Origin of the sequence: Flavobacterium sp. ALD4, assembly GCF_002836475.1 — a bacterium.
Taxonomy (GTDB): domain Bacteria; phylum Bacteroidota; class Bacteroidia; order Flavobacteriales; family Flavobacteriaceae; genus Flavobacterium.
Genome location: NZ_PJBJ01000030.1, coordinates 774,607 through 787,028 on the forward strand (window position 1 = coordinate 774,607; position 12,422 = coordinate 787,028).

Below are 12,422 nucleotides of genomic sequence, written 5' to 3' on the forward strand. Positions count from 1 at the left end.
TTTTTTTATGCTTCATTATCTCCCAACAATTTCATCAACTCCAATGCTCTTCTCGTCGATTTAACATTGTCAAAAGTCAACAACAACTTCAACCCTGTCTTGGTTTCTTTTTCTTTAATCTTACAGATTGAACTTTGTTTTTGAACAAAATTCATTACTGACGTAAAGCGCTTCGACTGATAATAATCAGATTGTTGATCTGACACAAAATAACCGATCATTTTACCTTGCTTTAGCACTAGTTTCTCGATTCCTACTTGAGTAGCAATCCACTTGATACGAATACTATTCATTAAAGCAATCGCTCTTGGTGGCATAGGCCCAAAACGATCAATCAATTTTATTTGGAAAAGCTTCAACTCTTCTTCATTTTTTATAGTCCCTAATTCGCTATACAAACTCAATCGTTCACTAATGTTATTGATGTATTCATCAGAGAACAACAATTCAAAATCAGTTTCGATTTGCAGGTCTTTTACGTACTCCTTCGTTTCTAAATTATTCTCTGTAGGATACAAGTCCTTGAACTCGTTTTCCTTAAGCTCTTCAATGGCTTCGTTCATGATTTTCTGATAGGTATCAAAACCTATTTCGTTGATAAAACCACTTTGCTCGCCTCCCAATAAATCTCCCGCACCACGAATTTCCAGATCTTTCATAGCGATATTAAAACCGCTTCCTAAGTCGCTGAATTGTTCCAATGCCTGAATTCTCTTTCTAGCATCATCCGTCATCGCTGAATACGGCGGACAGATAAAATAACAAAAAGCCTTCTTGTTGCTTCGTCCCACACGACCGCGCATCTGATGCAAGTCAGACAAACCAAAATTATTGGCATTATTGATGAAAATCGTATTGGCATTGGGAACATCTAAGCCGCTTTCAATAATGGTAGTAGCCACCAAAACATCAAATTCTCCGTTCATAAAAGCCAACATCAATTCTTCCAGTTTCTTCCCTTCCATCTGACCGTGTCCTATTCCAACTCTAGCATTAGGTACCAAACGCTGAATCATTCCTGCGACTTCTTTTATGTTTTCGATTCTATTATTAATAAAAAATACCTGCCCGTTACGTTGAATCTCATATGAAATAGCATCCCGAATCAACTCTTCGCTAAAACCGACTACATTGGTATCAATAGGATACCGGTTGGGCGGCGGAGTCGTAATGATCGATAAGTCACGTGCCGCCATCAAAGAGAACTGCAAAGTTCTAGGTATTGGCGTGGCGGTCAATGTCAACGTATCGACGTTAGCGGCAATAGTTTTTAATTTGTCTTTGACATTAACCCCAAACTTCTGCTCTTCATCAACAATCAGCAAACCTAGGTCTTTAAAAACTACATTTTTATTGACCAATTGATGAGTTCCAATAACGATATCTAGTCTTCCCTCTGCTAAATCTTTTATAGTTTCTGCTTTTTGTTTGGCAGTTCTAAATCGGTTTAAATATCCAATGGTAACTGGCATGTCTTTTAATCGCTCCGTAAAAGTACGGTAATGCTGATAAGCTAGAATAGTTGTAGGAACTAGAATAGCAACCTGCTTACCGTTATCCACAGCTTTAAAAGCAGCCCGAATGGCAACTTCCGTTTTACCAAAGCCTACATCACCACAAACCAATCGATCCATGGGACGGTCGCTTTCCATATCAGCTTTTACTTCCTGCGTTGATTTAGTTTGATCTGGTGTATCCTCATAAATAAAAGAACTTTCTAATTCGTTTTGCAAATAACTGTCAGGCGAAAACTGAAACCCTTTATCTAATCGCCTTTTAGCATACAGCTGAATTAAATTGAACGCAATGTTTTTTACTCTTGCCTTTGTTTTTTGTTTTAAAACTTTCCAGGCATTCGAGCCTAATTTATAAATTTTAGGCGGTGTCCCGTCTTTACCTGTATATTTTGAAATTTTGTGCAGCGAATGAATACTAACGTACACAATATCATTATCCGCATAAACCAGTTTTATAGCTTCCTGTGTTTTGTTCTCGACCTGTATTTTTTGCAAACCTCCAAAGCGTCCAATTCCATGATCGATGTGTGTTACATAATCCCCAACGGACAGCGTTGTCAATTCTTTTAAGGTGATATTTTGTTTTTTCGAATAGCTGCTTTTAATGTTGAATTTATGATAGCGTTCAAAAATCTGGTGATCCGTGTAGCAGGTAATTTGGTTTTCTTCGTCAATAAAACCTTGGTACAAAGGCAAAACAATAGTATTGTATTGTTTACGCACGTTCTCGGCATTTGTTTCGTCTAAACTTTCAAAAATATCATGAAAACGTTTGGCCTGTGCCTCATTAGAACAAAACAAATAGTTTTTATACCCGTTAAATTGGTTTTCACTCAAATTGTTAAGTAACAGATCAAATTGCTTGTTGAAAGACGGTTGTGGCTGAATGTAGAATTCAAATTTATGGGCGATTCTAAAAATCGGTTTAACACTCAGTTCCACTATCGAAAAATCTAAGGCTCTTTTTATAAAACTCTTTTGGTTTAAAAATAATTGATCTGGCGTGGCATGTTTGATGTCTTTCGATAATTTTTCAAAAGCTTCTTCCGCTCGGTCAAACTGCTTATCCAATTGTGAAAATAAATCTTCTGAATTTTGGATAAATAGCACCGTTTTTTCCGAAATATAATCTAAAAAACTTTCTCTGTTTTCCTGAAAAACTTTGTTCTCCACATTCGGAATTATCGTGATTTTCTTTTGCTTCTCTAAGGACAATTGCGTCGCTACATCAAAACTACGGATGCTCTCTACCTCGTCCCCAAAAAACTCAATTCGGTATGGGTTATCATTCGAAAAAGAAAACACATCGACGATACCTCCACGAACAGAAAACTCTCCCGGTTCTGTAATGAAATCGACTCTTTTGAATTCATATTCGAATAAAACCTCATTGATGAAATCAATCGATATCTTATCACCTACAGACACTTTTAAAGTGTTTTTTTCCAAATCTCTACGGGTAACTACTTTTTCAAATAGTGCTTCGGGATAGGTTACGATTACAGCCGGTTTCTTGCGGGAATTGATTCTGTTAAGCACTTCGGCACGAAGCAAAACATTGGCATTATCCGTATCTTCAATTTGGTACGGACGACGATAAGAGCCTGGATAAAATAGGACATCCTTGTCACCAATCATTTGTTCGAGATCATTCAAGTAATAGGCCGCTTCTTCTTTATTATTTAAAATGATCAGGAACGGAGCGTCTGCTTTTTTGAATAGCGCACGTATTACAAAAGACACTGCTGATCCCAGCAAGCCATCGAGATGCAATTTAGTTTGATTATTTTCCTGTAAACGGTCAATAATTTTTTGAACTTTAGGGGAATTATCGAAGATATTATATAGGGCAGCTTTACTCAACTCTTGGGATATTTGGATCAATCATAGTTTGATTATTATTTGGAATGGCTCGTGAGTCATCCATCATTTTCATTAATTCAGATTCCCCTTCTTCTGCGGGAATTTTACTTTTCTCAACGATTTTATCCATCTGCCTCTGTAACGAAGCTAGCTCATTGTTGATTTCGGCAATCAAATGAACCACCTTTTTATCTGAAATAACATCCAAATGAATGTACAGGTCTAGCAATCGTACTTTAGTGATTAGTGTTGAGATTCTACTTTTAATTTGTGGTTTATTAAATTGAATCGGCACATTCTCATTCAATGCCATTGCTTTTTTAGAGATGGCTGTCGCTTTTTGTTGAAATGCTCCAATAGTCCTTTTCGGTTTTTGAGCCAGTTCAGTCAAAAACAGACGAAGCTCATTCCAGGTAGCAACACTTTCTTCTGCAGTGGTATTTATGGGTGTATCATAAAAATCCCAACCTTTTTTTATGTTAGAAAAAACGACCTCCTTTTTTTTGGCGTCTTTTTCATTTTCTGCTATCCTTTTTTGGTTATCATCTTTACAAGAAGTAAGGCTAATAATCAGAAAAAGAAAGGGTATTATTTTATATTTCATAGGAATGCTGTCTATTGTTTTTAGAGCCCTTTGTCATTAGCAAAGCCACTTTTGTCTCGCCGTCAAACTTCTTTTACGCTCATTTTATTGCGATTACAACAAAGTACAAAGTTACAAAGTAAATTTATAATTACAGATTCGAATATGTAAATTCCCATTCAATGCCAAACACTACGTTTATAGCATCAAAAACGCTAAAATAAGGAACAGAAAAGTATCATTTCAGGTGTTTTTATAACGGATTTATAATCCCGAAAGAACTCGGCAAAAATATTTGCGAAAACGTTACCTTTACCGCTCAAAAAATAATCAATATGAGTACGAAAATATTAATTATAGGCGCTTGTGGACAAATAGGTACCGAGTTAACACATTCTCTTAGAAAAATATACGGAGCTGATAATGTTATCGCTTCTGATATTCGAAAACTAAATAACGACGTTGTTAATTCAGGTAAATTTGAAGTAATAAACGCATTAGATTTCAATCAGATTGAGCACCTTGTGGAAGTTCATAAAATCGATGAAATCTATTTGATGGCAGCATTACTGTCAGCAACAGCAGAAAAAAACCCTGCTTTCGCCTGGGATTTAAATATGAATTCTTTATTTCACGTTTTGAATTTGGCTAAAGCCAAAAAAATAAAAAAAATATTCTGGCCATCAAGTATTGCTGTTTTTGGTCCAACAACACCAAAAGAAAATACGCCTCAATATACCATCATGGAGCCGTCTACGGTATACGGAATCAGCAAACAATCCGGTGAAAGATGGTGTGAATACTACCATAATATCTTTGGTGTGGATGTAAGAAGCATCCGTTACCCCGGATTAATCAGTTATTCCTCACCTCCTGGTGGTGGAACTACGGATTATGCTGTAGATATTTTTCATAAAGCATTAGCCGATAAAAAATACGAGTGCTTTTTATCTTCAGAAACTAAAATGCCAATGATGTATATGGATGATGCCATTGCCGCAACAATCCAAATTATGCAAGCGCCAGCAGAACATATTAAAATCCGTTCTTCGTATAACCTGGCCGCAATGAGCTTTACGCCAACAGAAATCGCAGCGGAGATCAAAAAACACATTCCTGAATTTACGATTAGCTACGAACCGGACTTTCGTCAAAAAATCGCCGACAGCTGGCCTGCGAGTATAGACGACAATGACGCTAGAACGGATTGGAACTGGAAACATAAATATGATCTAGAAACTATGACAACGGATATGCTGGAACATTTGAAATAATCCAAAAAAATAAGAATACAAAAAAGTCTAGCTTGAAAACTAGACTTTTTTGATTTGAGAACAATTAAGCCACAAAACATTTATCAGTTATATTACCAATGTTTATAATTAGTGGTAAAGAATCATTACCGAAGAAAATGTATGAGGAAGGAACATTAGTATATTATTATATAAATCGATAATGCATCATACTCCTTGTTTCTTAAATAGCATTGGCGAAAGGTTTCCATTAAACTCTATTGATAAATATATATCATTACCATCTTGAGTAATACCATTTATGCATCGCAATATATTTTTTCCTGTACTTTTTATCAACTTTAAGTACTCATCTTTCGAATCAATTTTATTTTTACAAGACGTGTTTGTGATGGTAAAATCAGATGTGTTCAAAAGTTTCTCTGCATAGTATCTTTTGCAATTACCATCTAACGAAAAGATCCAAATACTATTAGAGTCAACATCCGAGAACCATGAACCAACAATTCTGTCCTTAGTAGATTGTTGATTGAATATATCTATTATTGTGAAAAAAAGTACAATTACCGAGGTAAGCAAAAATACAATTTTAGCTAAAATAATTTTTGTGCTATTTTTTATGATTTTTTTGTTAGTAGTTAATCTTGTTTTTGGCTCAACTAAAGCTACTATCAAACAATAAAAATTATTATTTTTTATTGGGCTTTTCTTAGGTACTGAATAAAAAGTCAGAAAACCTTAGCTCAGCAGCTACAGTGTATAGGAGTAATCAAATAGCTTAAGAGATATTGCCCAAATACTACCGCAGTGATACTAATCGCCCGTTTACTTTTTATTACACTCTAAAATGATCAAGTCAGCCAGCAAACGACCTGATTTCATAGCAGCGTTTATGGAACCGTTTAACAAATGGTCGCCACAGCAATATAGATTGTCGTTGATTTTCATATCAGTAACTGTCAAATCATCTTTAAGAACAGTGAGGTTTGGCAATGCGTATTTAACTTTATAGGTCTTTAAATGCGACCAATCTTCTACTTGTTTCCCGAACCAAGGCTCTAGTTCCTCTTTAATTTTTTCGGCTAATTCCTCGCCCTCAAAATCTAAGATCCCATTACAGGATACCGAAATTAAAACTTTCCCCGCGGGAGCATAGGCTGAACTGACGTTTGTCATGACAGTCAAGTTGTTTACCACTTTTTCCTTTTCAGAGGCGTTTAAAATTACAACTGCTTTGTTTGAAGGTGCAATCGTAGTTTGAAAGTAAACATTAGTAACAGAACGATATTGGGTTTCAACATTACTTTTTAATTTCGAAACAAGTTCGTTTGCCTCAGTGGCAAGAATAATAATATCCGATTTTATTTCAGCACCCGTGCTGGTGAAAATACTGTTTTCACGAATGTCGACGACTTTTGTATTGTATAAAAAAGTATCTGCAGGCAATTGACTAGCCAGTTGTTTTGGGATTTCTTCCATCCCTAATGCGGGAAGTGCGGCGTCACCTTCTGAAAACATTTTCATAACAAAATCAAACATCCTGTTGGGAGTTTCTAACTTATTTTCGAGAAAAATTCCTGAGAAAAAGGGTTTGAAAAAACGATCAATCATTTTCGAGCTGAATCCGTAACTTTTCAATTGCTCCAAACTTGACTTTTGCTCTTGCAAAAAGATGCCCTTAATCGATTTCCTGATTAATTTTTGCTTCAATACGAAAGTATTAATTTTGTCTTTCAAAGATCCCACTGGTGCAAAAACCGTAGCAAGTAAGGCCGACGGTCTTCTAAACGGGTCGGCTATCTCAAATTGACCTCCATCATAAAGTACAGTAGCTCCGGGCAAAAAAGTCTTAAGTTGTAATGCCTCATAATCCAAAAGCATTTTCGCTTCTGGATAAGAAGTCAGTAAAACTTGAAAACCGCGATCAAGCCTGAATCCGTCAACGATATCTGTCTTTATGCGTCCACCTGCTCTGTCACTGGATTCTATGATTTTCACAGAAAAGCCCTCGCGATGCAAATGTAACCCTACTGAAAGTCCCGAAATTCCTGCGCCAATAATCGTTATACTTGGTTTCATGTCTTTTTATAAAATCGTTTACTACAAATTTAGTGTTTCCTTTCGTCGAACACAATACTCTCCTTTTCCTAAACACAAAAAAGGTCGCGAAATATAAATTTAGCGACCTTTTGCTTTTATTCTAGAATTCCATTTTTTGTAAACATGGTACGCAATTTGGCAAATTCTGATTCTGATTTTACTTCTAATAAATCACGGGTTTTTCCGTTCTTTAATTCTATGAAATATTTTTTTCTTCCTAAAAAAACCCGCTGATTCAACCCTTTTATTTGGTCGACTGGTATTTTCTCCATTCCTGTTTTTTTAAAAATGGAGTTATAAAGTATTACAATCGAAATAGTTCCTAATATCAGCCATATTATTTTTATGAAGCCAAAGCTTGCTTTTACATCTGATAAATTTAGAATCGCATTCACCAGGTTTAAAACCATCAGTAAGTTGATTAAAAAGAGATGATTTTTTAGAGCGTCCTTAATCTCAATAGATTTGTTAGATTTGTTATAATTAATATTCATGAATCAAGACTTAAAGATAGTGCCACATTTTTATTGTTTATAAACATTGTTATCTTGTTTTACATCAGCCATTAATCCGCTTGGATCGATAGTGATTTTCTTGATCGTACTCTTTGATTTCCCAATAGTAAAATCATAGTTAGAAGCTGCCCAAGTCCAATCGCTTAAAACCGTTCTTTTTACCGCAGGCATTGGATTCTCTTTTTCGTAATGCATCTGGCGCAACGGAATGTAAAAGCTTTCCATAGTTCCGTCAGTATACTCTACTAATAAGTCAATAGGCATAGGCATTAGACCAATTCGTTCTAAACTAACTGTAGTTTTTTCACCGTTCTCAGTTACGATTTTGATACCGTAATCAATCGTGTTCAAAGTCTGAGTCCAGTCCACTAAATACCAATCCAGATTAGCTCCAGAAACGCGCTCTGCTGATCTTTTAATGTCATTTGGCGTAGGATGTTTGAACTTGAAATCATGGAAATACCTTTTGATGGTTTCGGCCAATTTATCTTTTCCAATCACGTAATTTAATTGTGACAAAAATATACTCCCTTTTACATAAGAAGAAATACTGTATGGTCTGTTTTCGTCATAACGGTCTCCATGGGTAGTTTGTGGTTGCTCTTTCCCAGAATTCACTAAACTATAATACGCTCTATAATTTCCTTCTAAGGGGTTTGCCACTTTTTTAGTTGCAAATTCATTTTCTGCTAAATCTGAAACATAGGTTGTAAATCCCTCATCCATCCAAGGGTGTTTTGATTCATTGGAAGCCAAAACGTGTTGGAACCAAGAATGCCCCAACTCATGTGTAGCTGTTCCATAAATCCCTTCGAGTGTACCGTTTCCTAACATTAAGGTACTCATCGCATATTCCATTCCTCCATCTCCACCTTGAATAAATGAATATTGTTTGTACGGGTAATTCCCAATATTTTTATTGAAAAAATCCATCACATTAACCATCATCGGCTCTAATTTCTTCCAATTTTCAATAGTTTTCGGATAGTTTTTATAGAGGAAGTGTAAGTCAACATCGTTTGGTCCTTTTACGATATCGTGCATGTAATTTTTGTCGGCAGCCCAAGCAAAATCATGAACCATTGGCGCTACAAAATGCCAAGTCAACATTTTCATTTTCTTAGGATAGTTTACGTTAACACCGGCGTCTTCGTATCCGTGTCCAATTTCGTTTTGATTTTCTAAATAACCCGAACCTCCCAAAGTATATTCTTTGGCGATCGTGATATTTACATCAAAATCTCCCCACACACCGTGAAATTCTCTAGCGATATAAGGATCCGCATGCCAACCCTCAAAATCAAATTCAGCCATTTTAGGATACCATTGCGTCATTGACAATTCAACTCCTTCTGAATTATTTCTTCCAGAACGACGAATTTGTACAGGAACCTGTCCATCAAAATCTAAAGTAAAAGTAGTTTTAGTATTAGGTAATATTGGTTGTGCCAAAGTAACTTCAAGTATTGTCCCTACTGTTTTTGCTTCAGCAGTAACGCCGTCTTGCTTAAAGTTCGAAATCTTTAAATACCCAATTTCATCTGGTTTTAAGCCTTCGATACGACTAACCTTAACTTCTTTACCGTCTACTTTTACTTTGTTTACCATTCTCCCGTCAGGATCTTTGATGCTGTGTAGTCTCGCATCCATCTCGCTTCCGGGCTGAAATGCATTATTAAACAAATGATAATATACCTTTTTTAAGGTATCAGATGAATTGTTACTATAGACTAATTGCTGCTTTCCTTTGTATTGGTAGTTTTTCACATCCATCGTGACATCCATCTTGTAGTCAACGTGTTGCTGCCAGTATGTGGAGCTTTGCGCGACAAGTGAACTAAAATTAAGTGTGACAATCGCTAATAAAATAATTTTTTTCATGGTATTTAAATAAAAAAATGGAAGGACTGTTGTCCTTCCATTGGATTTGTAACTATACTATTTATTTTCTTGACATTTTATCTGCCATTAACAATGCGTTGTATGCATTTACTATTTTTCCTGATTTAGACAAAGCAGTAAAAGAACGGCTGTCTTTTGGATTTCCTGCCACCACGACATTTTCAGTAATTGATACACCTGAATCCATCAAAATATGTTTTACTTGCGATGCTGTTAATTTTGGATAGTAAGAACGAATTATAGCAGCAACTCCAGCAACGTTTGGAGAAGCCATTGAAGTTCCTTGTAAATATTTGAAAGTATCATTTGGTGTTGTTGCATAAATTTTTACGCCAGGTGCAAAAACATCAACGTTCACTTTCCCAATGTTAGAGAAACGCGCCACGACTTTATCACCATACTCAAAATTCAAAGCACCAATAGTTAACATATTGTCTGCATATTCTGTTTTTTTATCATCAGAATCGTTAGGGAAGTTTTCATTACTATCAATATCTTTTCCATCATTTCCCGCAGCGTGTACTATCAACACGTCTTTCTTCTCTGCATATTTGATAGCATCATATACCCATTTCTTGTGCGGAGAAAAGCTTTTCCCAAAACTACCGTTGATTACTTTTGCACCGTTATCAACTGCATAGCGAATTCCAAGTGCGATATCTTTATCATATTCATCTCCGTCTGGCACAGCACGAACGGTCAAAATTTCAACATTGTTTGCAATTCCGTCTCCTCCAATACTGTTATTTCTAACCTGAGCAACGATTCCTGCAACGTGCGTTCCGTGAAGAATTTCTTCTTTGTCTGGACCCATCACATTGTTGTTTCCGTATTTTGTGTCGGTGATATCGTTTGGATTATCACCCACTACTTTTCTGTAATCTTGCTTTAGATTATCTCCATTAAGAATAGTCGTCATTCCATCAATATCTCCTTGAATTGCTTTCTCTAAATCAACAACACTCATGCCATAAGATAGCATTCTTTGCATTGTTGCTTTGCTTTCTAAAATTGCGCTGTCTTTGGAATCAATTGCATTTACTTCATCAACAGTATATACACGCTTGGATAAATGCTTTTCTATAACTTGATCTGCACTCGCCGTTAAAGTTAACAGTCCCTCTAAACGAGTTTTTCCTGCTTTGGCTTGAGCTATTTTGTCATCATTGATTTTCTTAGCTTCCTTATACGTTACCGCATCTACTAAGGTTTTATCTTTAATAATTCTTTCGTATTCCAAATTCTCTTTAGTGATATCGCCAAGAAAGTTCCAACCGTGAATATCATCAACATAACCGTTATTGTCATCATCTATACCATTACCCGCAATTTCTTTTGAGTTGGTCCAAATTACCGATTTTAAATCTTCATGTTCGATATCAACACCTGAATCTACAATTCCAACTATTACTTTTACTCCCTTTTTATCTTTCAGAAGTTCTGAATACGCTCTGTCAACACTCATTCCTGGAATCGTATCATTTACGATGTCCAAATGACTCCAACGTTGTAATTCATTTTCTTTTAAAGGGGCTACTTTTTTAATATTTAAAGGGGCGCTTATTAAGGCTACCGAACTAAAACTTGAAACTTGTTTTTGAGCTCCACATCCAGCCAAAACCAAAAAGGCAAAGGCAGAAAGGCAAATGGGTTTAATGCTATTCATTTATTATTTTATTTATTAAATTGTAAATTTTGGTCTAAAATACTTGATTTTGTTACATTATAAAAACGATTAACACTATCTTAAGATTTCGTCCGCTTTAAAAACTTCCTTCAATCGCACGCCTTTTTCGGTATGTTGCACGGTAACTATCTCGTTGTGCGCATCGTGTTCCAGGAACAAATAGTAATCATTGTCGGCTGCGGTAGTCAGGAATTTAGTCTTCTCCGGCATAGTCAACAACGGTCTTGTATCATACCCCATTACATACGGAATAGGTATATGTCCGGCTGTTGCCAATAAATCTGCCATAAAAACAATCGTTTTGCCTTTGTATTGAATATGGGGAATCATCTGCTTGTCGGTGTGGCCATCAGCAAAGAAAATCCCAAACCCCAGTTCTGATTGCTCCAGAAAGTCCCCTTCGGGCCTTTTGATAAAATTAAGCTGCCCGCTTTCTTGCATCGGCAAAATATTTTCCGACAAAAAAGAAGCCTTTTCTCTCTGATTGGGTTTTGTTGCCCATTCCCAATGACTTTCATTACTCCAAAACTTGGCGTTTTTGAAAGCAGGTTCGTAGCCTGTTTTGTCCTTGTTCCATTGTACACTTCCACCACAATGGTCAAAATGCAAATGCGTCATAAAAACATCGGTAATGTCATCGCGGTCAAAACCATGTTTAGCCAGCGATTTATCCATGGAGTGTGACCCCCAAAGCGAATAGTACCCAAAAAACTTCTCTGATTGCTTGTTTCCCATTCCGGTATCAATCAATATCAAACGGTTGCCATCTTCAATGAGTAGACATCTTGCAGCAATATCAATTAAATTATTGGCATCGGCAGGATTGGTGCGGCTCCAAATGGTTTTTGGTACAACTCCGAACATTGCGCCACCATCTAATTTAAAATTCCCGGTTTCTATAGGATACAGTTTCATTTTTTTAATTTTTCAATTCAAAAGAATGAAAAAGTAAAAAATTCCATTTAGATTGTCTTACCATTTAACAAATAAGAGACCTCTCTT

Annotated in this window: 9 protein-coding genes; 1 reads left to right on the top strand and 8 read right to left on the bottom strand. The window is 36.1% G+C overall.

Going from position 1 to position 12,422, the window contains the following annotated elements:
* Positions 1-5 precede the first annotated feature (5 nt).
* Together mfd and CXF59_RS12100 are read right to left on the bottom strand one after the other, a co-directional pair.
* The gene (gene mfd / locus CXF59_RS12095) at positions 6-3,326 is read right to left on the bottom strand and encodes a transcription-repair coupling factor (RefSeq protein ID WP_369828579.1); all 3,321 of its coding nucleotides are present in this window, start codon (positions 3,324-3,326) and stop codon (positions 6-8) included.
* A 46-nt stretch (positions 3,327-3,372) separates the two neighbouring features.
* Positions 3,373-3,984 (bottom strand): hypothetical protein, encoded by a 612-nt coding sequence (locus tag CXF59_RS12100; RefSeq protein ID WP_101138013.1) that lies wholly within the window; start codon positions 3,982-3,984, stop codon positions 3,373-3,375.
* 314 nt (positions 3,985-4,298) lie between these two features.
* Between CXF59_RS12100 and CXF59_RS12105 the strand changes: the two genes are divergently transcribed.
* Entirely contained in the window at positions 4,299-5,237 is a 939-nt protein-coding gene (locus CXF59_RS12105) for an L-threonine 3-dehydrogenase (RefSeq protein ID WP_101138014.1), read from the top strand.
* A 186-nt stretch (positions 5,238-5,423) separates the two neighbouring features.
* On the opposite strand, the gene CXF59_RS12110 is transcribed toward CXF59_RS12105, so the two are convergent.
* The 6 genes from CXF59_RS12110 to CXF59_RS12135 form a co-directional block, all read right to left on the bottom strand.
* Entirely contained in the window at positions 5,424-5,891 is a 468-nt protein-coding gene (locus CXF59_RS12110; RefSeq protein WP_101138015.1) for a hypothetical protein, read from the bottom strand.
* A gap of 150 nt (positions 5,892-6,041) precedes the next feature.
* On the bottom strand, positions 6,042-7,295 hold the full coding sequence (locus tag CXF59_RS12115) for an NAD(P)/FAD-dependent oxidoreductase (protein WP_101138016.1): 1,254 nt from the start codon (positions 7,293-7,295) through the stop codon (positions 6,042-6,044).
* 116 nt (positions 7,296-7,411) lie between these two features.
* The gene (locus CXF59_RS12120; RefSeq protein WP_157824575.1) at positions 7,412-7,810 is read right to left on the bottom strand and encodes a hypothetical protein; all 399 of its coding nucleotides are present in this window, start codon (positions 7,808-7,810) and stop codon (positions 7,412-7,414) included.
* Positions 7,811-7,840: 30 nt separating this feature from the next.
* Positions 7,841-9,712, bottom strand: a complete 1,872-nt coding sequence (locus CXF59_RS12125; RefSeq protein WP_101138018.1) for a M1 family metallopeptidase — start codon at positions 9,710-9,712, stop codon at positions 7,841-7,843.
* Between the two features lie 61 nt (positions 9,713-9,773).
* Entirely contained in the window at positions 9,774-11,399 is a 1,626-nt protein-coding gene (locus CXF59_RS12130; protein ID WP_101138019.1) for a S8 family peptidase, read from the bottom strand.
* Positions 11,400-11,474: 75 nt separating this feature from the next.
* Positions 11,475-12,335: an MBL fold metallo-hydrolase gene (locus tag CXF59_RS12135; protein ID WP_101138020.1), complete on the bottom strand. Its 861-nt coding sequence runs from the start codon at positions 12,333-12,335 to the stop codon at positions 11,475-11,477.
* Between the last annotated feature and the right edge of the window lie 87 nt (positions 12,336-12,422).

What these genes read in the sequence shown, in the direction of transcription:
- CXF59_RS12120 (WP_157824575.1), bottom strand. Translation starts at nt 7,810, where the DNA reads ATGAATATTAATTATAACAAATCTAACAAATCTATTGAGATTAAGGAC.
- CXF59_RS12125 (WP_101138018.1), bottom strand. Translation starts at nt 9,712, where the DNA reads ATGAAAAAAATTATTTTATTAGCGATTGTCACACTTAATTTTAGTTCA.
- CXF59_RS12115 (WP_101138016.1), bottom strand. Translation starts at nt 7,295, where the DNA reads ATGAAACCAAGTATAACGATTATTGGCGCAGGAATTTCGGGACTTTCA.
- CXF59_RS12130 (WP_101138019.1), bottom strand. Translation starts at nt 11,399, where the DNA reads ATGAATAGCATTAAACCCATTTGCCTTTCTGCCTTTGCCTTTTTGGTT.
- CXF59_RS12135 (WP_101138020.1), bottom strand. Translation starts at nt 12,335, where the DNA reads ATGAAACTGTATCCTATAGAAACCGGGAATTTTAAATTAGATGGTGGC.
- CXF59_RS12100 (WP_101138013.1), bottom strand. Translation starts at nt 3,984, where the DNA reads ATGAAATATAAAATAATACCCTTTCTTTTTCTGATTATTAGCCTTACT.
- CXF59_RS12105 (WP_101138014.1), top strand. Translation starts at nt 4,299, where the DNA reads ATGAGTACGAAAATATTAATTATAGGCGCTTGTGGACAAATAGGTACC.